Annotated in this window: 22 protein-coding genes; 8 read left to right on the forward strand and 14 right to left on the reverse strand. The window is 42.3% G+C overall.

Annotation, left to right across the window (positions count from 1 at the left end):
- Positions 1–93 precede the first annotated feature (93 nt).
- Positions 94–1,365 (forward strand): helix-turn-helix domain-containing protein, encoded by a 1,272-nt coding sequence (locus BMZ58_RS18100; RefSeq protein WP_075037953.1) that lies wholly within the window; start codon positions 94–96, stop codon positions 1,363–1,365.
- A gap of 34 nt (positions 1,366–1,399) precedes the next feature.
- On the opposite strand, the gene BMZ58_RS18105 is transcribed toward BMZ58_RS18100, so the two are convergent.
- Positions 1,400–2,272, reverse strand: a complete 873-nt coding sequence (locus tag BMZ58_RS18105) for a 5'-3' exonuclease (protein ID WP_075037954.1) — start codon at positions 2,270–2,272, stop codon at positions 1,400–1,402.
- A 192-nt stretch (positions 2,273–2,464) separates the two neighbouring features.
- Here BMZ58_RS18105 and adh point away from each other — a divergent pair, with 192 nt between their 5' ends.
- Together adh and BMZ58_RS18115 are read left to right on the forward strand one after the other, a co-directional pair.
- Complete coding sequence (gene adh / locus BMZ58_RS18110) at positions 2,465–3,985, forward strand: aldehyde dehydrogenase (RefSeq protein ID WP_075037955.1); 1,521 nt, start codon at positions 2,465–2,467, stop codon at positions 3,983–3,985.
- 50 nt (positions 3,986–4,035) lie between these two features.
- Positions 4,036–4,404, forward strand: coding sequence for a DUF779 domain-containing protein (locus BMZ58_RS18115; protein ID WP_075037956.1), 369 nt, complete (start codon positions 4,036–4,038; stop codon positions 4,402–4,404).
- A 224-nt stretch (positions 4,405–4,628) separates the two neighbouring features.
- Here BMZ58_RS18115 and BMZ58_RS18120 read toward each other — a convergent pair whose 3' ends face one another.
- A complete protein-coding gene (locus BMZ58_RS18120) occupies positions 4,629–5,363 on the reverse strand; it encodes a GNAT family N-acetyltransferase (protein ID WP_075037957.1) in 735 nt (244 codons plus the stop codon).
- A 110-nt stretch (positions 5,364–5,473) separates the two neighbouring features.
- On the opposite strand from BMZ58_RS18120, the gene BMZ58_RS18125 reads away from it, so the two are divergent.
- Positions 5,474–6,481 (forward strand): NADP-dependent oxidoreductase, encoded by a 1,008-nt coding sequence (locus BMZ58_RS18125; protein ID WP_075037958.1) that lies wholly within the window; start codon positions 5,474–5,476, stop codon positions 6,479–6,481.
- 104 nt (positions 6,482–6,585) lie between these two features.
- Here BMZ58_RS18125 and BMZ58_RS18130 read toward each other — a convergent pair whose 3' ends face one another.
- The 4 genes from BMZ58_RS18130 to BMZ58_RS18145 form a co-directional block, all read right to left on the reverse strand.
- A complete protein-coding gene (locus tag BMZ58_RS18130) occupies positions 6,586–7,407 on the reverse strand; it encodes an STAS domain-containing protein (RefSeq protein WP_075037959.1) in 822 nt (273 codons plus the stop codon).
- Between the two features lie 186 nt (positions 7,408–7,593).
- Positions 7,594–7,962, reverse strand: a complete 369-nt coding sequence (locus BMZ58_RS18135; RefSeq protein WP_075037960.1) for a thiol-disulfide oxidoreductase DCC family protein — start codon at positions 7,960–7,962, stop codon at positions 7,594–7,596.
- On the reverse strand, positions 7,959–9,698 hold the full coding sequence (pabB, locus tag BMZ58_RS18140; RefSeq protein WP_244151655.1) for an aminodeoxychorismate synthase component I: 1,740 nt from the start codon (positions 9,696–9,698) through the stop codon (positions 7,959–7,961). The genes BMZ58_RS18135 and pabB overlap by 4 nt, the downstream gene beginning before the upstream one ends.
- A 17-nt stretch (positions 9,699–9,715) precedes the next feature.
- A complete protein-coding gene (locus BMZ58_RS18145) occupies positions 9,716–10,321 on the reverse strand; it encodes an anthranilate synthase component II (protein WP_075037962.1) in 606 nt (201 codons plus the stop codon).
- 182 nt (positions 10,322–10,503) lie between these two features.
- Between BMZ58_RS18145 and BMZ58_RS18150 the strand changes: the two genes are divergently transcribed.
- The 3 genes from BMZ58_RS18150 (at position 10,504) to BMZ58_RS18160 (ending at position 13,242) form a co-directional block, all read left to right on the forward strand.
- Positions 10,504–11,862 (forward strand): sensor histidine kinase, encoded by a 1,359-nt coding sequence (locus BMZ58_RS18150; RefSeq protein WP_075037963.1) that lies wholly within the window; start codon positions 10,504–10,506, stop codon positions 11,860–11,862.
- A complete protein-coding gene (locus BMZ58_RS18155) occupies positions 11,837–12,457 on the forward strand; it encodes a response regulator (protein WP_075037964.1) in 621 nt (206 codons plus the stop codon). Before BMZ58_RS18150 ends, BMZ58_RS18155 begins: the two co-directional genes overlap by 26 nt.
- Before the next feature lie 62 nt (positions 12,458–12,519).
- Positions 12,520–13,242, forward strand: a complete 723-nt coding sequence (locus BMZ58_RS18160) for a Bax inhibitor-1/YccA family protein (protein WP_075037965.1) — start codon at positions 12,520–12,522, stop codon at positions 13,240–13,242.
- A gap of 432 nt (positions 13,243–13,674) precedes the next feature.
- On the opposite strand, the gene BMZ58_RS18165 is transcribed toward BMZ58_RS18160, so the two are convergent.
- From BMZ58_RS18165 to BMZ58_RS18195, 7 genes are all read right to left on the reverse strand, one after another.
- Positions 13,675–14,982 carry an alpha/beta hydrolase gene (locus BMZ58_RS18165; protein ID WP_075037966.1) on the reverse strand — a complete coding sequence of 436 codons (1,308 nt, stop codon included), beginning with the start codon at positions 14,980–14,982 and terminating at the stop codon, positions 13,675–13,677.
- Positions 14,983–15,163: 181 nt separating this feature from the next.
- Positions 15,164–16,336: an MFS transporter gene (locus BMZ58_RS18170; protein ID WP_075037967.1), complete on the reverse strand. Its 1,173-nt coding sequence runs from the start codon at positions 16,334–16,336 to the stop codon at positions 15,164–15,166.
- 230 nt (positions 16,337–16,566) lie between these two features.
- On the reverse strand, positions 16,567–17,958 hold the full coding sequence (locus tag BMZ58_RS18175) for an amidase (protein ID WP_075037968.1): 1,392 nt from the start codon (positions 17,956–17,958) through the stop codon (positions 16,567–16,569).
- A gap of 21 nt (positions 17,959–17,979) precedes the next feature.
- Positions 17,980–19,236 (reverse strand): diguanylate cyclase domain-containing protein, encoded by a 1,257-nt coding sequence (locus tag BMZ58_RS18180; protein ID WP_167360115.1) that lies wholly within the window; start codon positions 19,234–19,236, stop codon positions 17,980–17,982.
- A 385-nt stretch (positions 19,237–19,621) separates the two neighbouring features.
- Positions 19,622–20,362, reverse strand: coding sequence for a CAP domain-containing protein (locus BMZ58_RS18185; protein ID WP_075037970.1), 741 nt, complete (start codon positions 20,360–20,362; stop codon positions 19,622–19,624).
- Between the two features lie 86 nt (positions 20,363–20,448).
- On the reverse strand, positions 20,449–21,588 hold the full coding sequence (locus BMZ58_RS18190) for a DEAD/DEAH box helicase (RefSeq protein ID WP_075037971.1): 1,140 nt from the start codon (positions 21,586–21,588) through the stop codon (positions 20,449–20,451).
- Positions 21,589–22,187: 599 nt separating this feature from the next.
- A complete protein-coding gene (locus BMZ58_RS18195; RefSeq protein WP_075037972.1) occupies positions 22,188–22,628 on the reverse strand; it encodes an SRPBCC family protein in 441 nt (146 codons plus the stop codon).
- Between the two features lie 136 nt (positions 22,629–22,764).
- Here BMZ58_RS18195 and BMZ58_RS18200 point away from each other — a divergent pair, with 136 nt between their 5' ends.
- Positions 22,765–24,174: a Na+/H+ antiporter NhaC family protein gene (locus BMZ58_RS18200; protein ID WP_075037973.1), complete on the forward strand. Its 1,410-nt coding sequence runs from the start codon at positions 22,765–22,767 to the stop codon at positions 24,172–24,174.
- 180 nt (positions 24,175–24,354) lie between these two features.
- Here the strand turns inward: BMZ58_RS18200 and BMZ58_RS18205 are convergent, their stop codons facing one another.
- Complete coding sequence (locus tag BMZ58_RS18205; protein ID WP_075037974.1) at positions 24,355–24,840, reverse strand: GyrI-like domain-containing protein; 486 nt, start codon at positions 24,838–24,840, stop codon at positions 24,355–24,357.
- Positions 24,841–24,925 lie beyond the last annotated feature (85 nt).

The following is a 24,925-nucleotide window of genomic DNA, read 5'->3' on the forward strand; positions in this document are numbered from 1 at the left end:
GTTATATATACACATTAATGTCATTTATATCCATTGCTCCGATCGATATTTTGCTATAATGTAAGTAATTGGCGCTTTAAAGGAGTAGTGAATATGAAAGGATCGTTAATTAAACAACACCGCAAATACAAGAATATGACACTAGAGGATCTCGCATCAGGAATTTGCTCCGTATCCTATCTAAGTAAAATCGAACACGACACCATCAACGCCAGTGACGATATTTATCGCCTGCTCGGAGAGCGACTCAACATTAATTTGACCAATATCAACCAGGAATTTGACCATGCCATCCACCAGGACATTTTAGATTGGCACGAAGTCATCCAACGAAGAGATTCGACCTTGATGGAAGAATACTACCAAAATTGTACAAATGCCCTCAAGAAAAACCAAAATACAGAACTGAATAATTTATATAAAATTGTAAAATCCAGGCATACAATGAAATTGAATCATGCCCCCCTTTCTGAGGATGATTTAAAAGAAATTAATGATCTATACCCATATACAAATGATGAATATAAATTTTTCTATCATAAAACGGTCGGTATCCATTACTTATTGAAAAACAATCAAATCAAAAATGCCCTTCATCATTTCCACCAAACAGAACAGCTGTTAAGAAAACTTCCATTTAATGATAGTGAGACATACTTTCACCTAGCTCTAAGTTATTCCAAAACACGGGCTGCTATTGAATCCAATTACTATGCCCATATGGCATTGGAAGGTTATATTAAAGATTTAGACTATGATCGCACCATAGACACCTATATGATCATTGCTATTAACTATCGATCAATGGATATATATTCTATAGCCGAGGAGTACTTTAAGAAACTGATTAAAATTGCCAAATACCGTCTGAAATCTGTCGATGAAAGAAGAGTTTATCATAACCTGGGATATATCTATGCCAACCAAGAAAGATATGAGGAAGCCTTAGAACTTATTGATAAAGCTTTTAATATGACTATTGACGTTAGAGATGATTTTTTTTATACCAATACAATATACCTGCTTGCTACCACAAATTATTATGCGGGGAATGTGGATAAAGCATGGGAGTATATTGAACAAGGGGAAAAAAGCGCAGAAGAACATGATGATCAATTTTTCAAACACAGGTTCTTTGTGCTTAGAAATACCATCCTTGAAAACACATTAGAAGACTTCTTCATAGAGGAATTGGAAAACGAAATCATTCCTTTTGCGAGAGAGAATAATGAATATGGTGATTATAAAAATTATTGTGAAATGCTCGGGGACCTTTATTATGAAAAACGAATGTACAAAAAAGCAGCCATGTATTACAAGGAAGTAAATAATTACCGCAAAACACAAAAAAAAGACCTTCTATAGAGAAAGTCGGAAGCACAATGCTTCCGACTTTCTCTTACATTCTCACGATATTTTTTTTCCAATTTCTAAACTCCAGTTCATCGAATTTAGCACCCATTTTTTCATCGTTGATGTAAAAGAGTGCATCTTCTAAGGAACAATTCACATCTGCCTCGCAGTAGATGGCTGCTAGTTTCCGAGACAAATGCAGCATTTCCAAGTTTTCTTCGATTTTAGAACGCTGACCTTTTGTCAGTTCCTCGATATTTTCGAGAATTCCTTCAATGGTTTGATATTTAAGAAGGAGCTTTAATGCTGTCTTCTCTCCTATCCCCTTCACTCCTGGATAATTGTCACTGCTATCTCCCATCAATGCTTTCAAATCAATCATCTGCTGAGGGGTGATTCCTTTTTCTTCTGTAAAAGAGTCTTCCTGATACTCTGCATAGTTGCCGTATCCCTTTTTCAATAACACGACATGGACGTTCGGCTTTAATAGTTGTAAAAGATCCTGGTCTCCTGTTAACAGAAAGACTTGGGAGTCTTCACTGTACATACGACTCAATGTGCCCATGCAATCATCTGCTTCATAACCGACCTGCCCCACATTTGGGATATCCAATGATTCGATAACTTCTTTTGCCAAATCAAATTGCGGAATCAGTTCTTCTGGTGGAGCACCACGATTCGCTTTATAGTCCGGAAAAAGTTCATTACGGAAGGTCTTGCTTCCCATATCCCAGCAGCAAATGACATGGGTGGGCTGATAGACTTCAATGGCTGTAAACAGATGTTTCACCATCCCATAAACACCATTTGTAGGGGTGCCTTTACTATTGATCATATAATAATTGCTCATTGCTGTAGCATAAAACGCCCGGAAAAGTAGCGCCATACCGTCAACAAGCATCACTCGGTTCGTTGTCATTTTTTTAACTCCTTTGATTATGAATAGTTCCATTATAACAAGATTTCCTTTAAGTTCGTACCGAGAATTCTTTACATTTGTCAGTAAATTGACAATTTTCTGTTCAGATGGTAGTTTTAAAAGTAAGCACGCTTACTTACATAAGCGTTTTTGTAAGCGTTTACTTCATTAATCACTTAGGAGGATGTATTTATGGTGTATGCTTTTCCAAACACAGAAGGTTCTAAAGTACAATTCAAGGAAAGATACGACAATTTCATTGGTGGAGAATGGACAGCCCCAGTCAAAGGCCAATACTTTGACAACGTAACACCTGTAACAGGTCAGACTTTTTGCAAGGTTGCCCGTTCTACTGAAGAAGATGTGGAACTTGCTCTGGATGCCGCTCATAAAGCGAAAGACGCCTGGGGAAAAACATCTGTAACGGAACGGTCCTTAGTACTTAATCGTATTGCGGATCGCATAGAAGAGAACCTCGAGAGTCTGGCAATCGCTGAGACTTGGGAAAATGGGAAGGCTGTTCGTGAAACATTAAATGCGGACCTACCGCTTGCAGTTGATCATTTCCGTTACTTTGCCTCAGCCATTCGCTCCCAGGAAGGTTCCATCGGTGAAATTGATAACGATACAGTAGCCTACCACTTCCATGAACCTTTGGGTGTCGTGGGACAAATCATCCCTTGGAACTTCCCTCTGTTAATGGCTACATGGAAAATCGCTCCTGCACTTGCTGCAGGGAATACGATTGTCTTGAAGCCCGCAGAGCAAACGCCATCATCCATCCTTTATCTATTAGAATTGATTGAAGACTTATTGCCTGCAGGCGTATTAAACATCATTAACGGCTTTGGATTAGAAGCAGGTAAGCCTTTAGCCCAGAGTGACCGCATCAACAAAGTTGCGTTCACAGGGGAAACGACTACTGGTCGCATGATCATGCAATATGCTTCCCAAAATATCATTCCTGTCACTCTTGAACTTGGCGGGAAATCCCCGAACATTTTCTTTGAAGATGTCTTGGATGAAGATGACGACTTCCTTGACAAAGCAATTGAAGGAATGGTCATGTTCGCGCTGAACCAGGGGGAAGTATGCACTTGTCCTTCTCGTGCCTTGATTCACGAATCTATTTATGATGAATTTATGGAACGAGCCATTAAACGCGTGAAAGAAATCAAAGTGGGTAACCCTCTTGACCCAGAAGTCATGATGGGAGCACAGGCCTCGTCAGAACAACTCGAAAAAATCCTTTCTTACCTTGAAATTGGTAAGGACGAAGGTGCGGAATGTCTGACTGGTGGTGCTCGCAACCAATTGGAAGGTGACCTCAAAGATGGTTATTATGTTCAGCCGACGGTGTTTAAAGGCGATAACAGCATGAGAATTTTCCAGGAGGAAATTTTCGGTCCTGTCCTCTCTGTTACGACATTCAAGGATAAAGATGAAGCAATGAAGATTGCTAACGATACCCTTTATGGTTTAGGTGCAGGTGTCTGGACACGTGATATGAATACCGCATACCGCTTCGGTCGTGGCATTGAAGCTGGTCGTGTATGGACAAACTGTTACCATGCATACCCTGCTCACGCTGCATTCGGCGGATACAAGATGTCTGGTGTCGGCCGCGAGAACCATAAGATGATGCTGAGCCATTATCAACAGACGAAGAACATGCTAGTCAGCTATAGCCCTCAAAAGCTTGGATTCTTTTAAAAATTAAACCTCAACTCCTTGTTTTGGGTATGAAGAAAGGAGCTGGAAACATGGTAGAGCGTGTCAAAGCGACGGACGCTACGCTCAACTTACTCGAGAAGTTGAAAGAAAAGCATGGTCCTTTGATTTTTCATCAATCCGGTGGGTGTTGTGATGGCAGTTCTCCAATGTGCTATCAAGAAGGAGACCTGCTGATCGGTAGTCAGGATGTCCTTCTTGGTGAGATTGGTGATACTCCCTTCTACATCAATAAGAGACAATATGATTATTGGAAACATACCCAACTAATCATTGATGTGGTCGATGGTCGTGGAGGGATGTTCTCTTTGGAAGGGGTGGAAGGGAAAAGGTTCCTCACCCGCTCCCGTGCGTTTACAGATGCTGAGTATAAAGAACTTCAAGAAGCTTCGGAGTCTTAAAAAACAAAGGAACGTCCAGGAAAATCCCTGGGCGTTCTTTTGCCTTCCATAATCCCCTCTCCCACTAAGCTCCCTATTCTTGAAGACTCAGTTTCGAGACATCTGGGAAAGTACGAATGGGGGCTTGGAAGCTACTCGCTTTCCTGGAGCCCCTAGAGCCCCCACAATTTCTCGACATCGTGTCTTCGAGAATACTGCCATTTTGTTGAAGATGTGGGAGAGGGCTATGTTTGGAGGGAACGTTTGTAGACGGTGACTTTATCCATATAATCAAAACCACACTTCTCGAAGACGCGCAACATCGGTTTGTTATGAATACTTGTCGCCCCAACGCTATAGGAGGCGCCAAACTTATCTTTCAAAAGCGCTAACCCCTGACTGTATACTGCCGTACTCTTCCCCTTTCCCCTCGCTTCTGGGATCAATCCGAAATAAAATATCCTCCCTTCCTCCGTCGTTCCTGGTTCAATATGCGGCATGACTACTCCGATTGGCTGCCCTTTTTCATACACAGTCAGACATGTGCTTATGTAAGACGGACCTATTTCCTTTTTCACGCTTTCCATCTGCTCATCCATGTTTAAAGACTGCGGAGCATTTAAAGATCCTTCCATAGATTGATGCCATATCTCTTTAAACACAGCTTCGTGGACTTCTCCTAAAGGCCTTAATTGAAATAAATGTCCACACTCTTTCCAACCTTTTTGCAAATCTTTTTGGACAAAATAAACTTCATCGTGAGGTTTAAAACCTCGGTTTTTAATATAATTTCTCGCTCCCTTGCCAAATTTCGCTGGGACTAGTAGGGTTAAATTCTTTACCTCCTTGAAATTCGGATCTCTAACGAATTGATTGGATAACTCCATCAATTCGCAATCGCTCAATGTTCCCGTCTCTTCTATTGTTACAAAACCTTCCCCTATTACAAATTTCACGGAATTGTATAGATTTTTGTTCATTACATCCCCTCCTCCCTCCATTATCCTCCATTCATTCCCTCATTAGAAGGCCTATTACTTTCAGGGAAATCTTTAATAGCGTTATGATAAAAAAAAGGAGAGTGAATAAAATGAATCACGAAATTCATTTAGTAGAAAGACCAAAAGCAAAACCTACTCATGAACATTTAAAGATTGTTGAAAAAGATAGACCACAACCCGACCAAGGGGAAGTACTCGTCAAATTGTTATATGCTTCAGTTGACCCGTATATGCGAGGGCGGATGAGTGCTGCTAAGTCTTACATCGCTCCCTTCGAATTAAACGCACCGATGGAAGGAGGCGTCGTAGGCGAAGTAGTTGAATCCAAAGCTGACACGTTAAGGGAAGGGGACATCATCACAGGTATGCTCCCATGGAAAGAATATACTGCTGCCAAGGCAGACACCCTCCGAAAGATTGATACCAGCCTTGGCCCAATCACCACGTCGTTAGGAATACTTGGCATGCCGGGATTAACTGCATACTTTGGTTTGATCGATATCGGACAACCTAAGAAGGGAGAAACTCTCGTCGTATCTGGAGCAGCAGGGGCCGTTGGCTCAACAGTGGCACAAATAGGGAAAATTTCCGGGTGTCATGTCGTCGGCATTGCAGGGTCCGATGAAAAATTAGCTTATTTAAAAAATGAGCTGAACGTTGATGAAGTCATTAATTATAAAACAGAAAATGTATCTTCCCAACTTGAAAAAGCTTGCCCGAACGGAATCGACATCTATTTCGATAATGTCGGTGGCAACATTTCGGATGCTGTCTATCCACTTCTCAACAAATTTGCGCGAATCGCCCAATGTGGAGCAATCGCTTCCTACAATGTCCCGAACGACCAGGGGCCGCGTATGCAAATGCACTTAATTAAGTCCAGTGCCCTCATTAAAGGCTTTACTGTCGGTGATTACCAAGATAGATTCCATGAAGGCTTCACCCACCTGGCGCAATGGCTTCAGGAAGGAAAGCTGACCTATGAAGAAACGATCACAGAAGGATTCGAAAATATCCCTGATGCATTTTTCGGCTTGTTCGAAGGAACAAACATCGGTAAACAACTCGTCAAAATAGCAGAACCAACTCATAATTAAGGTAGCAAAGCAGAAACTTTATCCATCCCTGAAAAGATTAAAATAAGAACGAGCTTTCTTCCTTGCATAAAAAAAGCTGAGGGATTAAAATCCCTCAGCCTTTTTCATTCTTCTCCATGATGGATGTAAATGCCTATCTCTTCTAAAGCTTGATGCAATCCTGCTTTCGTATTGACATGGTTAAAGGTTACCCCCATATCAACGAGCGCTTTTGCCGTTTCCGGTCTAAGACCTGTCAAGGTTGCGTGGACTCCGATAAGTTCCAACGCTTGTACCACTTGATAGATATAATTTGCAACCAGTGTGTCGATCACCGGTACTCCAGATACATCTATGAAAAGGTAATCCAGCTCTGCTTCAGCGCTATGATTTAAAGAAACTTCCATAATCTGCTGCGCTCGGCTTGTATCAATTTCTCCGATTAAAGGAAGAATGGCTACCCCTTCTGTTATCGGTACAACAGGGACAGATATTTCAGCTAACCTCAGTTCTTTTCTTTCCCACTCTAAGCGAATGTTCGCAGAATAGGTTTGGCTGAAATGTTTCGTAATTTCATCCAATAACTCATTGATCATTTTCCCTACCTGGACGACCGTTTTGGAAGAAAAATGATCGTCCGTCAATTCTTCCTCAAAAATACCCCATATCGCCCGTCGGACAAAATTAATCGTACGGAGCGATTGATACAGCTCGACTTCAGCTTTTACCTTTTGTTCTCCTTCACGGTTAGCCCATAATTCGATTTGTTGTAAAGGTGTTTCCTTACTAATAATAGCTTCCCCAATTATAGTGAACAACTCTTCCCAATCGGCTGTACGCACGGTCGCTGATCCAAATTCTTCTGTTTTTAATTCTCGCACTCGTGTTGCTAATTGATCGGAATTCTGTAAGATTTTTTCACCAATATATATATGTTCTTCTCTCATTCTATAATACCCCTCGAATTTTACTATACTTATAAAATATAATGTAACATATATAACCGCTCAAAAGGAGTAATATCCATCGGATTCAGCACCGACATACATTATGATAAAGGTAAGTTCCGGTATGCGGGGGGTTTTTCAATCATACTTCGGCATTACATTTGTTTTGTGGGAATAGCAAGCTTTTTATGCGTATCTCGGAAGATCGTAACGACCGAACCATTGATGACGGTGGTCAGAGAACCAGCGATATAATGGTGAACCTACCTTATCGATACCTGGGAAGAAGAGAACAATTCCTAGGACAGAAAACAATGGTAAGGAAAGTAGCAACCTTCTGATCGTGTAAAAACCTTGCTTGATTTCCCCCTGTTTTGTCAGCATATGAATTTCTTCCAATGTATTTCGCCCTTCCAAATATGGGTATTTCCCACCGTCTTCAATCGTTTGAACAGCTACCCATTTAATCTGGTTCATCCAATCAAACTTCCGAAAGACCTTTTTTACATAAAAACAAAACGGACACTGTGCATCATAAAAAACGATATGTTTCACTCTGCCACCCCTTTATTCTCCATCATTTCTACTTTGATCCAGCCTCTTAGTGCGTTGATCATCCATACTTCGTCGAACTCCGCAAGCTCATCTTTCAAAAGTACTTTCTCGGAAACATGCCCTTCGTCTAATAACTGTTGACGAAATGTACCAGCTAGAAGTCCACAATCTATAGGGGGAGTGAAATACTCTCCTTTCACTTTTACAACAAGGTTGGCAATCGTGAATTCCGTCAATTCTCCTTTTGAATTCCAAAGCAAGGTTGCTTCCGCATCAGGCCTTTGATGATTCTGATAAATGGTACGATTTGTTGTTTTATGATATAAAAATGGACTTTCTTCATCAATCGCCTGCTTGGATAACGCCCCTGTCATCCTTGTTTTCGGTTTTCCAATTGAATGGACTTCTACATCAACCTCTCCGTTCGAATCGATCAGCATGCGTAATTTATAGAGCCCTTCAGGGTTCTCATTAGTCACGTGTGTAATCTTCCCCTCTAACTTCTTCCGTTCCACGGGATAATCGAAATAATCAGCTGTTGCTAAGACTCTACCCAAATGATAGGAAAGTAAGAGAACTTCCCCACCTTCTAATTTCATCGTTTCAAGCAGCTTGAATGGAGGGCGGTCTTCAGTCAACAATCTTGCTTTGGTGTGAAGTTCGTCGAACTCCCCTCTTGATGTAGAATCCCATGTTACTCCTCCTCCACTGCCATAAACCGCCTGTGACTCTTGCTTATCGATCATAACGGTACGAATAGGAACGTTAAATATCGCTTCTTTCTCAGGGGTCATATAACCGATCGCACCACAATAAACTTCCCTCGGTGAATCTTCCAGCCTCTGAATATATTCCATCGTCCTGACTTTAGGAGCCCCTGTGATCGATCCACACGGAAATAGAGAGCGGAACAATTCAAACATTGTATAATTCTCAGGTAAGCACGCCTCAATGGTAGAAGTCATCTGGTGTACGGTTGGATATGTCTCTACCTCAAAGAGTTTCGGTACACGGACAGTTCCTGGAAGAGCAATCCTGCCGAGATCATTTCTCAATAAGTCTACAATCATCAGATTTTCTGAACGGTCTTTATCTGAACTCTGCAACTGCTGCTTTTGCTTCTCATCCTCCTGGCTATAACGGCCCCGCTTAGCTGTTCCTTTCATCGGTTTCGTTTGCAGTTTCTGTCCATCAATACGGAAAAACAACTCTGGAGAAGCAGATAATAAGCGGCGCTCTCCCATGTTCAAATACGCACTATAAGAAGATTGCTGGTTTCGAACAAGCTTTTTATAAAAGGCAAAGTCATCTCCAGAAAAGTCTGCCTTCAACCTTGTCGTGAAATTCACCTGGTAAGTATCTCCCCGTTCAATCCCTGCTTTTACTTCCTTTATCCCTTCTTGATAAGACTCGAAATCTCCTTTCATCTCCCAAGAGGATACATCAAAGATTCCAGACTCTCCATCCTCCTCTTGCTCTGGAGATTCAGGGTGATGAAATACTCCGAACCAGACCAGGGGCCAGTCTGGTGAAGCGTGAACGGTCAAGGCCGGATCGAACGCAGGTGCAGCTTCATACGAGACATACCCAGCTACAAAATACCCTCGTTCTAACATGGCGTCTGCCTGTTCAAAAACGGCCTCTACCTCTTCCGTGTCATCCGTACTTAATATGTGGATAGGGTCCTGAAAAACCAGAGGAACGGAACCTTGATGGTCGTCTTTGAATTCAAACATAAGGTAAGGGGAATTCCTCATACGCTCACCCCTACTTTTTTATTTTCACAAAAATGAACGGCCTGCCTGTAATAGTTTTCCAACATTTCGAAGCCGTATTCTGTGAGAATCGACTCTGGATGAAACTGAATCCCTTCCACCATTTTCGACTTGTGGCGAACGCCCATGACAACATCATCATTCGATACAGCTGTGACTTCCAGCTCTTCCGGAATGGTCCGGGGAACAGCCTCAAGGGAATGATATCTTGTCACATTCAACGAACCAGGCAATTGGCGGAAAAGTGTACGTCCATCATGAGTAACCCGGGAAACCTTGCCATGCATCGGACGACCTCCTTTTTCGACCCGGCCACCAAAATGAGTGACAATTAATTGATAACCTAAACAAATACCAAGAATCGGTACCTCCCCCCCGAAGACATGAAGCACTTCCTCACAAATGCCCGACTCTTCCGGGCGGCCTGGCCCCGGTGACAAAACGAGGAGATCTGGTTCCAAGTCACGAATTTCTCTTATCTCCCAATCATCATTACGTTTAACTACCACTTCTTTATCCATCTGTTTAAAATACTGAACTAAGTTGTAAGTGAATGAATCATAATTATCGATGATCACAATCATAGTTGCGGACACCCTTCATACTTTAAATATAATTCTATTATACTATCCATAACAGTCATTGCCATAGTTGAGAAACTTGGAAAATACAAGTCTATTAACGCATCACAGGAAAAAAGAATCGAAAATATTCTTCGCATATATTAGAATATATAGAAAGATACTCGTCGTTAGGGTGACCTCTATTGAAAGAAGACCTATGGAAATCGAAAAGTATATGGATTAAAGTTGCACTCATTCTTGCAGGGATTACGATGCCTCTATGGCTGAGCGTCGAATTTTCCGGACTTGCTGCACTGATGGAAGATCTTGAAAATCAGCCATCAGGAAGTAAACTGATGATGGCCGCTTTCGGACTCATTTTGCTGAACACTATTCGGGCGCTCCCCCATTATATTGGGGCATTGTTACTTGGAGACGAGCTCGGGACAAGACTAAAACGCCCATGGCTAAAAGTGCTAGTCCCAATGGCTGCCATCCCGATCGTCTATGCTATCATCAATGGCTATAATTCCATCAACTATCATTTCGGTGGGCCAGCCATATTCCTTCTGCTCTCTATCGCTGTGCTTCATTTCCTTGGCAGAGGACAATTGCGTCCTGTTTTTAAAGCATTTATACTCGCCCAACTTTTACTAGGATTCCAGTGGTTGGATACAGTTACCTTTTTGACCGCATTCGGTTTCGGGGGCGGAGAAATCTCTATGCAAGTAAAAAATATGGCGGAACAACTAGGTTTTGGAAGCACCTTAAGTTTTTATAGCCTGGTGTTCTTCGGGGTCTTCATCGTCAATGCCACATTCCTCGCTGTCTACCTGACAGTGGCTGAGCAAAAAGCACGGATGAGACAAGATTTGGATATTGCCCGATTAGATATGGTCGAGTCCCGATCCGGCAGGGAAGCCCTTCACCTCGTGCATGATTTGAAAACACCGTTGTCACTCATGGAAGGATTGAATTCCTTGATTCAAATGAAAACCAAAGATGAAGAAATTCTTCAATATACAAATAAAATATCCTCCTCCATACAAGCGACGAGTGATATGGTTTCGGAAATTCTCTATCACGAAAAAAAGAATTGGTGTACATTAAAAACCTTTATTGAATATGTACGAGCCAATAAGCTTTCAGACTCTGCGACCATCTATGCTTTTGACTTGGAAGCGGATGAGCAAATTGAAATCTATATCAACAAAATCAGGATGACCAGAGCGCTGGTCAATTTGATTGATAATGCCAGTGATGCTGTTGAAGGTAATCAGGATGCAAAAGTCACCATCGCCACAAAAGTCGATCAAGAAACCATCTTAATCGGTGTGAAAGATAATGGACATGGTATCAGTCAAGCTGATATCAACAAAATATGGAACGCAGGATACAGTACGAAATCCCACCCTGGAGTAGGTTTGACATTTGTGCAAAACGTCGTGAAAGAACACGGTGCTGAACTATCGATTGAAAGTGAACAAGGGATTGGAACGACATTCTGGATCCATTTACCGAAGGAGAGAGTACGAGATGAAAATATTAATCATGGACAATGATGAATCCTTACGCTATATGCTGACAGAATTTTGCAAACACGCCCAATGGGATTCAGAAACAGCCACCAACGGCCGTGAGGGTGTAGATATGTTTTTGAAGAAAAACTATGATGTAATTCTCGTGGATTATCATATGCCAGAGATGGATGGGCTGCAGACTGTAAGAGAAATACGCAAGCACAACTCTACTGTCCCTATCCTTGTCCTTACAGTGGATGAACGACAGGAAGTTGCTGATCGATTCCTTGAAGAAGGCGCTACAGACTTTGCATTGAAACCAGTCAAAGCCCCTGATTTGATTTCGAGAATCAAATTACATGCACAAATCGCCAATATGAAGAATGCTCAAGTGGAAGAAGAAGATGTTTTTACTGCCAAGGGGATCAGCAAAGGGACATTGCAATCTATCTCGAATTATTTGCAAAAGAACAGGGATGCTTACCCTGTCGACGAAATTTCAAAAGAGATCGGTCTTGCCTACCCTACGGTTTACCGTTATTTAATGCACCTCCTGGAAGAAGGGAAAGTGAAGCAAGTCGTCAGCCATCAAAAAATCGGACGTCCTAAGAAACTGTATAAATGGTATGCCCATTAGTGTGAAGGAAGCTATAGAAGGGTATTAAGGAGTATAAAGCTACGTAAGAAGGAGTGAAAAGCATGAGAACAGGTAATCCTGTGTTGAAAAATGATACCTTCCAACGTTCCAATGAACAAAGGAAATCGATGACACTCGGCGGTACTGTTGCTAAAATTTCGCTATTATTTATATTCCTTTTAGGTACTGCCGCTTATACATGGTACCAATACTCGCTGGGTGCAGATGTTACCATCATGATGCTTATCGGAGGGGGTGGCGGACTGATTTTTGCTCTTATCACAGCCTTCGTTCCTAAAGCTGCACCGATTACAGCGCCTATTTATGCCGCCTTGGAAGGCTTTCTTATCGGCGGCTTATCTGCCTTTGTCGAGAGTTCCTATTCTGGTATCGTCATTCAAGCTGTCAGCCTGACATTAGCGGTCATGGCAGCATTATTATTCCTGTATGCAACGAGGGTCATTAAAGTTACGAAAAACTTCCGACTGATGGTGGTATCAGCAACTCTTGGAATCTTTCTAGTCTACCTTGTTAACTTTATCCTCAACTTTTTCGGCATGACGGTTCCTTACCTACATTCTAGCGGTCCTATCGGCATAGGGATCAGCTTATTCATTGTAGCTATTGCAGCCTTGAATCTTGTACTGGATTTCGACTTCATTGAGCAAGGGGTTAACCGCGGAGCACCGAAGCATATGGAATGGTACGGGGCTTTCGGTTTGATCGTCACTCTCGTCTGGCTATATATCGAAATCCTCCGCCTTCTTCAAAAGCTCAGACGATAACCGATTTTATTCTATTCAACAATCTGGCAGTATTCTGGAAGACTCGATTTCGAGGTAACTGGGATTCGTTGCCCTATGAAGAGGCGGGGGTGGTTGGGAACTACTCGTCTAGCTCCATCGTCCAGACACGATTCCGCATTTGAACACTTTCCTGTGGGGGAACTGGCGAACTTCCTCGGGCTAAAGCCCTGTGGGATCTCGCCTACCTCCTTCTCCCACGGGAGTCTCCTAGACTGGCAAGACCCTGCAGGGATTTAATCCGAGGAGGCTTGCCGTCTTCCCCGCGGAAAGTGAGTAGCTTCCATGCCCCCATTCGTACTTTCCCAGATGTCTCGAAATTGAGCCTTCAAGAATAGGGAGCTTTTGTTTAAGATGGGTGATTGAGAACGGAACAAGCTCAGATTTAAATCTGAGCTTGTTTTGTGTGCTTATTTATTCCTGCTTAGAGAAGCCAGAGCGATGCAAGAAATCGACGATACTATCCGTCAAACCTTGAGCCAGAGGCAAATCAGGGTTTGAGTAAGTTGCAAGGTTCTCTTCACGAGTTTCCGGAGCTTCTTTCAATACGTGATTCATTTCATCAAACAATAGAACCTCTGCATCTGGTTTTGCTCTTTCTAACCGTCGAGCCTCTTCAGCAGACACTTGTAGATCGTGGCGGCCATTGATGATCAATGTAGGAACTTCGAGATCTGCCAGTTGCTCAGCAGGGTCATAAGCCATCCACGAAAGGAGAAAGGGTTGAACATTCGGAGCAAACACACTTTGTAAGGGTTGACTCACTTCCGTTACTGTTTCCCCGTCCCTCAAACTTTCTAGTATTTTCTGGCTTTCTTCCAACCATTTCCCCTCAAGACTCTCTTTCAGCTGACTTTCTAAAAGTTGATCAATCGTTTGACCAGCTCCTGCAAGGGAAATAAAAGCTTCCGTCGTTTCAGGGCCAGCTGCCATCATTCCGACAAGAGATCCTTGACTGTGGCCAATGACTGCAATGTCAGTAAAACGATCATCTGCTTCTAGAAGCTCCAACCATTGTTTGGCATCATCAATAAATACATCGAATCTCATTTCTTCCTGGGCAACAACTGAATCAGCGTTCCTCCCTGCTCCACGTTTATCATAACGAAGTGTGGCAATACCCTTTGCTGCCAACTCTTCAGCTAACAGTTTCAAACTATCATTTTTTCCTGGAGACCCTTGTGAATTACCGTCACGGTCAGTAGGACCAGATCCTGGGATGATAAGGGCTACCGGAGCAACTTTCTCCCCTTGTGGCATTAGCAATTCCCCATACAGTGCACCTGTTGCTGTCTCTATAGAGAGGAACTCTCCTTCTTCCTCCTCCTTCACCTTCTCCCCTTTTGTTAACGAGAAAGGAAAGCTTTGACCATTTTGTGTAAATGTCCCTTTTAACTCCTCCCCTTCAATCGTTCCATCAAAAAGAATCGATTGACCGGCTAAGGGCATACGAAAAGATACGTCATTTCCATTTGTTTTGATTTCTGATAAAGTAAAGTTTCTAACATTTTGGGCAGGTATCTCAATCATCCCCGTCCACTCTTTTCCGTTATGAAATTCTATTTGAATATTTAAAGGCTGATTAGGAACTTGTATTTCACCTTCCCAGTACCCTTCTAATTCTTTCGTAGAGGTGCGGTCAGAATCTTCCGCCTCACTGTCGCTTTTATTACAACCAACGGTTATAAGCAGTACAATTAGTATTAATAATAGCTTTTTCATCGCTTTCCTCCTTCTTTATCCATTTTACATGAGATGAAGGAAATATATAACATTAAAACTTTCAACCTGGGACGTATTCACACTACATAACCTATCACAGTGGAAAGGCATTTTAGTAGTTAATAATTTTATAATTTCTTAACCAAAAGCTGCTCCGCCTTTATCAGGCGGAGCATGTATACTATCCTTCCACTTGCGAAGACTTTCCACTGTTCAAGAAGAAGGTTGTCACCAGCATAAGAACAAGGAAGACTAAGACGATACTGAAGCCGCCTGCCATTCCGAAAATTTCTGAAGCAACACCGATAATATAACCGGCAATCCCCCCTCCGATACCTGCAGCAATATAAATCAATCCTAGAGCAGAGCCACTCGTTCTGGATAGCTGAGTACCGAAAGCTGTCGCCGTCGGGAACAGCGTGGAGAAAAAGAGACCTGCACCAGCAAATAGGTAAGGGAAATTCTCTGCAACAAGGAAGCTTGCGCCGACCATTATTACAGCTCCGGCGGAAAATGTGATCAAAATAATGCGTTCATTAATCCAGTTCGTCAGGTAGGCCACACCTAGTCGACCGACCATAAAGAAAATCGAGAAGATAGACAATATTGTCGCGACCATATCTTCTTTACTCGCTTCTGACATACCTCCCAAATCAAGGGATTTCAAATAAGTCGGGAAGAAATTCGTGAATGAAACTTCTGCAGACACTTGGAAGACAAGGAAAATCATCAAGAACACAAACTGTGCATCCTTCAACATTGGAATGAAAGCTTTCAAATCAATCTTCTCCGCTTTACCGTCAGGAAACGCCACACTTGTAATATAAATGATGACAGCCACTAATAGTGCGGCTATCCCAATATAAAAGTAACGCCAGGATGCGAATTGGAACATATAATTAAGCAATTGTGGGAAAAGGACCATCCCTAACCCATAGATACCCATCGCAAAGTTGAACATTTGGTTTTGCTTTTTCGGGTAAGCTGCAGGAACGATGGCGTTCGAAGCTACACCAAGCGAACCAAGACCAAAGCCTACAATCATATAAAACCCTAAGAAAAACATAATGTTCGGGGCAAGACCTGTACCTAAAAATCCAAGCCCCATAATGATGGATCCAATGATTGTCATCGTCCTTAATCCCTTTTTATCGGTGTAATAACCGATGACGACACTTGCAAGTGTGAATCCAAGTTGGAAGATAAAGACGATCAAACCGAATTCACTCATATCTAAGCCTAAATCCTTCTCGACTTGATCGAGTACAATTCCTTTTGTATTGGTTACACCACCTGATATGAATTGGGTGAACATAAGAATAATTAGTGCATGGATACTTTTCCCTTTAGTCATATAGTTACCTCCTGAAATTTGTATCAATCGGACTCATTTTCAGGAGGTTCCCCGCAAGATTTGATTTAAAACTGTCTTATAAAATGCAAACGCTTTTTTTATATAATTTTAATGATTTCAAAGATACTCGGCAAAGCTTATCATCTAGTTAAAGTCTTGAATATCAATTCATCCAATTCTGACAGTAAAAAAAGGAGAGAAAACCAAATCGAGGTTTTCTCTCCTTTTTTTTATATAAGTTCATTATATTTGTGCCACCAGGGACGTGCTTCCTCCAGTTGAGCAGCTAACTTAAGGAGAGTTTTTTCATCTCCGAACCTCCCTGTGAAATGAGAGCCAATCGGCACATTTTCATGATTCCAGAACAGAGGCACACTCATAGCTGGCAGTCCTGTTACATTTGCAACTGGAGACAGATGAGCATATTGGGCGGAAACCTCTAAAATTTCATCGATTGTCTTCTCTTCCCCATTATAACATCCCAATGGCAGGGCCGATTTGGAGTTCACAGGATGTAATAGAACATCATACCGATCGAAAAATTCGTGGAACTTGACGCTTTCTGCAGCTAAAAACATCCGGGCCTGTTCATATTCTAAAGCTGAATATCCTTCCGCTTTTTCAATCAAGGTAGAAAGCATCTTTTCTACCTTTCCCTCACTGGGAACCCGGTTGTTCATCCTTGCCGCCCCTTTAACGGCTAAAGCTCCTCCGACTACCCATACCGTTACGAATGCTTCCATAAAACGATGCAAGTCAAAATCTGGATAAGCGATTTCCACATGGTGGCCGAGACTTTCACAAAGCTCAGCCGTTTCCCTGATCGCTTGCTGGACGTCCTGGCTAATCTCCATCCATTCACCGAAATCAGCCATATATGCCACCTTTAAAGGCGGGGGGCCATCATTGATGAGGTTGATGTAGGGAGATTCTTTGGAAGGTGTTGCGAAAAGGTCTCCCTTCTGGGGTCCTTCCAAAATATCCAACAGTGCTGCACTATCCCGGACAGACCTCGTCACTCCATGACTGACTGCAAGGCTGTTCAAATGCATAGAAAAAGGTGTTCTGCCTCTTGTTGGTTTCAATCCGAATAAACCGCAATTAGATGCAGGGATGCGGATGGATCCACCTCCATCACTGGCATGAGCAAACGGAACCATGCCTGATGCTACCGCTGCAGCTGCTCCGCCACTTGAACCTCCCGGTGAATATTTTGTGTTCCAGGGATTTTTCGTAACCCCGAGATGGACCGACTCTGTCGCAGGTGTAAATCCGAATTCAGGGGTATTGCTTTTACCTATGAACGTTAACCCTCCGCGTTTGAATCGTTTTACAATCTCATCATCCCAACTTGCTTCAAACCCTTCCATAATCTTAGAACCATAAGTTAACGGGTGACCCTTGACTGCATTCAAATCTTTGATTAAAAAAGGAAGACCATGAAAATACCCGTTCTCATTGATTGGCTCCTCGATCTTATGGACAACAGCATTCAATTCAGGGTTTTTCCTTTCCATCACAGTCTGATAATGTTGAATCACTTCTTCCATTCTGAGCTCTTTTCGTTCGACTCTTTCTTTCAATGCAATTGCATCAAACTGACGAAGTTCACGGATTTCCAAATCACTCTCTCCTTTTTTCCATCATTCAGGGGAATAAACGGAAACACTTCTTCTACCATTCTCTTTCGCAACATATAAGGCTCGATCAGCTTTCGTCAATAAGTCCCCTTGTGAGGTACCATGTTCCGGGTAAATCGAAACTCCAATAGAAACGCTGATTTCAATTTCACTTCCTTGCAGATGAATCGGTTGAAGGACCCGGTCAAGCATTCGGTCAGCTACAAGCCTCGGATGGTCAACCGAATTCAAGTCAGTCAAAAGGATAACAAATTCGTCCCCTCCAAGCCGGGAAAGAGTATCCGACTTTCTCAATCCCTGATTAAGACGCTTTGTAAAAATAACAAGAAGTTCATCTCCGACTTGGTGACCATATCGATCATTGATTTGTTTAAAGTTATCCAAATCGAAAAATAAAAGGGCCAGGATTGATTTTTGTTCCTCTACCCGCTTCCATTCCTTCTCTAATTTTTCAAAGAAGCTCCTCCGGTTCGGGACTTGGGTCAACTGATCATAAAAAGCCATTTCCTCTAGTTGCTCTTGTTGTTTTCTTCGTTCCGATATATTACGACAGATGGATTGGACTGCTTTCACCTCCTGGTATTTGACGACACTACCATGTACTTCTACATCTATAACAGAACCATCTAATCTTTTCATTTGTCGTTCGATCGGTCCTTTAACAAAACCACCAGCAAGCAGAATAGCAATACGGTCCCGTACACTTTGGGCCGACTCGTTATGAACGAAAGATTTAATGTCTTTACCCAGAAGGTCGGTCTTCCGTTCAGCACCAATCATACGCAGGCCTGATTGGTTCACGTAAACGATCTGATCCTTTTCATCATGGACAAAAACAGCATCCGGGGAGGTTTCTACTAGCGATTCATAGCGACTCTCACTTTCTGAAAGCTCTCTTTCCTTTTTTTCCAGCAAATCAAAAGCTGTCCCTGCATCCATTTTAATGAAAAGAAGGTAGACAGAACCCCTTTTAATTGATTGTATCTTATAATCAACGTAGTAAGGAGCGTTTTCGGCATCGCTTCCATTCACTAACTGTTTTGGTGATGAATCTGCTTCTTTCAATGTTTTCCATAACGGGGTATATTTCTTCTCACAATAGATGTCAGCCAGGAAACAGTTTTCCAATTCTCCGTAAACCCTTTTCATAGTGGGATTAAAGTATGTATAAAGAGCTTTTTCATCGATCACTTCAATAATAGCGATCGCATCACTCAACTGCTGAAGTAGGTTTTTCAAAAGGGATTGATTGTTACCCACGCTTTGGATGACTTCCATATCTATACACTTCTTTCCATACGGCTTAATCACACATGTAATGATTAAAAAAGTAACGAAATATGAATGAGCCTTTTTATAATATGAGCTAAATAGACTAGAAAAGAAAATATGTAACCATAAAATTATAACATTAGCCTAATTGACATTTCCATTTTTTATAAGATAATTTTCACCTTGCACAATTTTCTTATTTAATAGTCACTATTTCCTAAATAAAGAATGATGCTGTGAGTAGGGATGATAGATTTAAAGAAACCACCTTTGAATACTTTGTCATCAGAAAATAAACAGATTGCTTAATATTATGGTTTACTTTTTATGCTAGATAAAAAAAGCAGGATCCCTTTATCGGAATCCTGCTTTTTCACCTTGGTGTCATGAATAACTGTGTCCAATATCTTTTATACGGTCCTGTACCCTCAATATACCCCACACCTATATGAGTGAAGTCTTCATGAAGGATATTGGCACGGTGGCCTTCACTGTTCATCCAGCCATCCACTACCTGTTCAGGTGTACGTTGTCCAGCAGCGATATTCTCTCCTGCCGTTCGGTAGCGGAAGTCAAACTCATCCATCATATCAAAGGGAGAACCATAGGTCGGCGAAGTATGACTGAAATAACTATTGTCCGCCATATCCTGTGATTTTACATTGGCAAGCGCGCTCAAACGATTGTGTGTTTGTAAAGGCTCGAGTCCCCGCTCCTCACGCTCTTTATTCACCAGAGCAACAACCTCTTGCTCAAATTCTTCAAGTTCGTACCCTTCCAGTGAACCATCCACTGATTCACCTCTAGTGGATTCGCTGCTAGAATCGACCGGTTCATCCTCTTCCGAAGGGGAAGGATTTTGCTCATCAGATGGATCATCCGGGTACTTCCATTCAATATCTTCCATCAACTCAAAAAAGGACTGAAGATCAATGGCCCATTCCTCAAATTCTCTTTTAATATCCGTATTCTCCATCCAACCTTGCACCTGTTGCGTTACCTTCTCATAGGAGGCCCGTGGACCTTCTTTCCATAAATCCTGGGCAGAAACTGGTGTCGCAATAATAATGATGATAAACAAGGCTACTAGGAAGAGAAAAAGCTTTTTAATCATGGTGTTTCTCTCCTTACAACAAGAAAGATGTGCTTTTCACCAGTATTCCACGGGACGGCTACAATGGCAAATGGCAAGGGTTACCATTACGCTTCTTTCAACTTTCCTTTATGAATGACGTATTGATGAAGGGGGATGTCCAAATCCCTTGCATATTTCTTTAAACGCTTTTCTTCTACAGGGTTTACTAGAGAGACGATCGTTCCTTCAACAGAACCTATTCTTCCCGTACGACCGGACCGATGAATATAAGATGTTACATCTTTTGGCACATCTAAATTGATAATGTGGTTGATTTCATGAATATCTAAACCTCTTGCAGCAACGTCTGTTGCTAGTAGTAAAGGGTATTCCCCTTTTCTGAACTCCTTAATCGCCTTGGCTCTCTGTTCTTTCTTAGCATCACTGTGCAGCAAGCCGATATCCAAGTTTTTGTACGTCAGTTTTTCCGCCATCACATTAAGCTTGGCGATATCCTGCATGAAGGCAAGACCTTTGAACCCATCCATGCGGGCCAATTTTCTTACTGCTTCAATTTTCTCCCGCTCTTCACACATGATGTACGTATGAGTAACCTTAGGCTTCTTCCATTCCTCCGTCACACGAACAACTTCTGCCTCTTCATCCATGAAGTTTTGAGCAACGTCAATAACCTCATCAGGTAAGGTTGCTGAGAAAAGCAGTGTTTGTGTATCTCGCATCGTACTTTTCAATACATTCTCCACCGTATGGATATGCTCAGGAACAAGCAACTGATCGGCTTCATCCATGACGACACATGTAATTTCATGTGCCTTCAATTTTTTCTTTTGCATCAATTCATACACACGACCAGGAGTTCCTACAACGATTTGCGGCTTTTTCTTAAGCTTATCGATCTGGCGCTTAACGTTCGCACCACCAATCATTGTCATGCTTGTGATGCCGCTTCCCTTTGTCCACACTTGCACTTCGTGATGTATTTGCATGACCAATTCATGGGAAGAAGCCATTATCAGGATTTGGGTATTCTTTTTTTCGGTATCCACTTTCTCAATAAGGGGCAGCAAATATGCGAGAGTCTTCCCACTCCCTGTCGGTGCTTCAGCCACTACATCTGTTCCTTGTAATATGAATGGAATGGTCTCCTCCTGAACTTTCGTTAATGTATCATAACCTGAGGTTTCCCATACTTCTTTGGTAGATGGAGACAATTCAGCAAACCAACTTTGGTCTTTTTCATTCATAAATAAACCGTCCTTTCTGTATATAAAAATTGATTTCGAATATTGTTAGTGTTTTAGGGGCTGCAGGAAACGGCTCGCTTTCCGTGGGCGGGCGCTGAGCCTCCTCAGGCTAACGCCTTGCGGGGTCTCACCTGTCCCGCTAATCCCACAGGAGTCTCGCCGTTTCCCTCCGCCCCTCAGCCGTATAATGTGACTCGAAATCGCTCTGCATGGTATCCATAGTTGTATGTGAAAATCCCATGAAAATACTGTTGTAGAGCCTTTCCACTAGTAGCTCTCCCTTTCCTGCTTATCCGACAGTTTCGAGATACTCATTAAGGTAATGGGGGATGGGAAGCTGCGAGACTCCTGCGGGAAAGGATAGACTGGCAAGACCCCACAGGGCACACGGCCCGAGGAGGCTTGCCGTCTTCCCCGCGGAAAGCGAGTAGCTTCCAAGACCCCATTCGCGCTCACCAGACGTCTCGAAACTATGCCTTCCATGAAAAGGAGCTTTTGTGGAGGGACTTTTTAGGATAAAAAAATAGACCTCTTCCCATATTGGATAATGGAGAGGCCTTTCATACATGATCCATAGCTTAATTTATATTATATCACCTTCATGAAGAAGTTTCGATAAACTTCTTCAAGTGCTGCAAATGGTCTTGATCTTCCTTTTTAATGATCAGCTTAATGAGCGGTTTCATCAACTTATTACGAAATCCCTCTGTGTAAAGCTCCCCGATGAATTCTATTTTTGTTCCTTCTGTAGTCTGCACAAACTCATATTGATAACGCAAATCAAGACCATGCTGGTGACTGCGTACGGAATATTTTTTGTTTTGTTCGAAATCGGTAACTTCAATCACCGATCTCGCCTTTTTACCTCGGATTTCACGCGTTTCTTTAAAACGGAAACCTTCTCTAACAGGACCCTCACTCAAAAGCTCCACATCGACTACAGTATCCATGATTTCTGGACTATTCGTGAAGTCCGTCGCTTGGGCGAACACCTCTTCTAATGGTTTTTGGATAATGACTGACTGATTCATAAACACCATAAGAACCCCCTCTATAAAAAGCTCCTTCCTTTATATTCGCTCTTGCTCTCTAGACTCCTTTTTTACAAGAAGGAGAATATCTTACACAAACACACACATGATAAAAGAAGCATTAAAGAAGTGAGGTAGATGGCCTATGGGCTGGATTTCTGTCGTTCCATTCATCGTTGTAATTATAACTGCAATTTGGACAAAACAAGTAATTCCTAGTTTATTGTTTGCAGTGGTTGTCGCAGGGTATATTATCGACCCTCACTGGCTTGGGGGGATGATGGAAGCTTTAGGCTTCATCATTGAAGGATTGAGCGATGAAGCAAATTTAAAAATCATTCTTTTTTTGTATGCCTTTTCTGCGTTGATCGGACTAGTGAAGATGTCAGGTGGAATTAAAGGATTCGTTAAAGAAGCAACGGAAAGAATCGATCACAAAAAAGGGGCATTCATCCTTACATGGTTATCCTCATTAGGTACATTTAGCGCACCGAGCTTTCGGATCGTCACCATCGGGCCAGTCATGAAAGCCTTGCGCCGTAACATTCCTATGACCAAACAAGAACTCGGCTTTGTCATCGAAACCACTGCTTCCCCTCTTGTTGTACTGATTCCGATTGCAACCGCATTCGTCGGCTACATGACCTCTGTGATTGAACTTTCGTTACAACAAGCGAACACGGAAGGGGATGCTTATTCTTTATACATCAACAGCATTCCCTTCAACTTTTTTGCCTTTTCCATGCTTCTCGTTGGCTTTTATATGAGCTTTTTCCATAAAAATAAAAAACCGGCAACGGATGCAGAAAATATGGATCAAGAAAAAAGGACGGATGATGATCAATGGGAGGATTGTCACCCGGCAGTAACAAAAGATCTCCCTGCACAACCTTGGCATTTGATTGTTCCCCTTATAAGTGTCATCGTTCTAACCTTTTTCCTTATGTATATGGTCGGAGTAAGGAATGGAGAGTCTGGATTCCAGGCCTTGATCAATGCGAGCGTATTAGATGCAATGGTATTGGCTGTACTATTGACTTTGATAGGCTTTGTCATCTATTTGAAGTTTCGGAGAGAGCCACTTCGAAAAATGATGAATACCCTTATTGATGGCGGAAATGAAATGATGGGAGTTATTGTGTTACTGGCAATGGTCTGGGGATTGAGTAGCGGTTCCGAAACATTGGAATTTGCAGACTTCATTTCTTCTTCTTTTGATTGGATTCCGGCAGGGTTTGTGGCAGTCATTCTATTCATTGTAGGATGCGCTCTCTCCTACTTCATCGGTTCTTCTTGGGGGACATGGGGGATTCTCATGCCTGTAGGAGTATCGATTGCTGTCGCAGCTGGAAGTTCGCTTCCAATTGTAATCGGGGCTGTTTTCGCAAGTGGCACTTTCGGAGCTTTCGCTTCTCCGTTGAGTGATGACACCAATACGACTGCAGGGATCCTGAATTTGAACCCTATCAAATATGCAAGGTTCAAATTGAAACCCGCTTTGATTGCAGCATCTTTCGCAGCCATCGTCTATTTCAGCATCTCGTTCTTTATATAACACCACACCCTCTCCCACTAAAAAACCAGCATGTTCGCCAACTATAATGTGTGAGTATGGTGCTTGGAGGAGCGAGTTATTCTACAGCCCAACCTATCAACTCAAAAGACATCTGGAAGCGGAAGCTTGTAAGAAGCAAAAAAAGCAAGGATGCGTGAAGGTGGCATCCTTGCTTGAGTATTATCCAATTGGGAGATATAGACGATATCTAGTCTCAGAACCTGTGTATGGATGGTACTCCTCAAAGCCGAATCCATCCACTTGTTGATAACCTTTTGCTTCAATCCACTCATGTAAATATGGATAGGGGTTAAAGTCATGAATAGAAGGATCAAATTCAAGCATTGCATACGTGTGAGCAGGTATGGTCTTCGTAATCATATCTGTCGGTATTTTCTCGAAGCTATCGACCTCTACAGCAGCAATCCAATAGAACGCATCGGTCATTTCATTCCAATTTGGCGGGTCGACGAACATCCCGATGGAGCAAGGGGCATTCACGCGATTCCTGACTTTAGGCAATTTTTTTGCGTGAAACTGCTCCATCAAGCGGGGAATTTTAACTTCCCTTTCATCCATCATCGTTTGACAATATACACCGACCACTTTGAAATTGGACTTACGGACGACCTTAGGTTCCACCGCCGTTGTCATTTGCTCACTCATTGCATGGCCACTCCTTTAAAATTTGAATATTCTCTCTAACTACTTCCACATCGATCTGAGATTCCCTTGTAAAAAAATTGCGTTC

Origin of the sequence: Halobacillus dabanensis (assembly GCF_900114165.1) — a bacterium.
Taxonomy (GTDB): domain Bacteria; phylum Bacillota; class Bacilli; order Bacillales; family Halobacillaceae; genus Halobacillus; species Halobacillus dabanensis.

Excerpts from the sequence above, each read along its gene's own strand:
- BMZ58_RS18100 (WP_075037953.1), top strand. The coding sequence starts at position 94 with ATGAAAGGATCGTTAATTAAACAACACCGCAAATACAAGAATATGACA.
- BMZ58_RS18105 (WP_075037954.1), bottom strand. The coding sequence starts at position 2,272 with ATGACAACGAACCGAGTGATGCTTGTTGACGGTATGGCGCTACTTTTC.
- adh (WP_075037955.1), top strand. The coding sequence starts at position 2,465 with ATGGTGTATGCTTTTCCAAACACAGAAGGTTCTAAAGTACAATTCAAG.
- BMZ58_RS18115 (WP_075037956.1), top strand. The coding sequence starts at position 4,036 with ATGGTAGAGCGTGTCAAAGCGACGGACGCTACGCTCAACTTACTCGAG.
- BMZ58_RS18120 (WP_075037957.1), bottom strand. The coding sequence starts at position 5,363 with ATGAACAAAAATCTATACAATTCCGTGAAATTTGTAATAGGGGAAGGT.
- BMZ58_RS18125 (WP_075037958.1), top strand. The coding sequence starts at position 5,474 with ATGAATCACGAAATTCATTTAGTAGAAAGACCAAAAGCAAAACCTACT.
- BMZ58_RS18130 (WP_075037959.1), bottom strand. The coding sequence starts at position 7,407 with ATGAGAGAAGAACATATATATATTGGTGAAAAAATCTTACAGAATTCC.
- pabB (WP_244151655.1), bottom strand. The coding sequence starts at position 9,698 with ATGTTTGAATTCAAAGACGACCATCAAGGTTCCGTTCCTCTGGTTTTT.
- BMZ58_RS18145 (WP_075037962.1), bottom strand. The coding sequence starts at position 10,321 with ATGATTGTGATCATCGATAATTATGATTCATTCACTTACAACTTAGTT.
- BMZ58_RS18155 (WP_075037964.1), top strand. The coding sequence starts at position 11,837 with ATGAAAATATTAATCATGGACAATGATGAATCCTTACGCTATATGCTG.
- BMZ58_RS18160 (WP_075037965.1), top strand. The coding sequence starts at position 12,520 with ATGAGAACAGGTAATCCTGTGTTGAAAAATGATACCTTCCAACGTTCC.
- BMZ58_RS18165 (WP_075037966.1), bottom strand. The coding sequence starts at position 14,982 with ATGAAAAAGCTATTATTAATACTAATTGTACTGCTTATAACCGTTGGT.
- BMZ58_RS18170 (WP_075037967.1), bottom strand. The coding sequence starts at position 16,336 with ATGACTAAAGGGAAAAGTATCCATGCACTAATTATTCTTATGTTCACC.
- BMZ58_RS18185 (WP_075037970.1), bottom strand. The coding sequence starts at position 20,362 with ATGATTAAAAAGCTTTTTCTCTTCCTAGTAGCCTTGTTTATCATCATT.
- BMZ58_RS18190 (WP_075037971.1), bottom strand. The coding sequence starts at position 21,588 with ATGAATGAAAAAGACCAAAGTTGGTTTGCTGAATTGTCTCCATCTACC.
- BMZ58_RS18195 (WP_075037972.1), bottom strand. The coding sequence starts at position 22,628 with ATGGTGTTTATGAATCAGTCAGTCATTATCCAAAAACCATTAGAAGAG.
- BMZ58_RS18200 (WP_075037973.1), top strand. The coding sequence starts at position 22,765 with ATGGGCTGGATTTCTGTCGTTCCATTCATCGTTGTAATTATAACTGCA.
- BMZ58_RS18205 (WP_075037974.1), bottom strand. The coding sequence starts at position 24,840 with ATGAGTGAGCAAATGACAACGGCGGTGGAACCTAAGGTCGTCCGTAAG.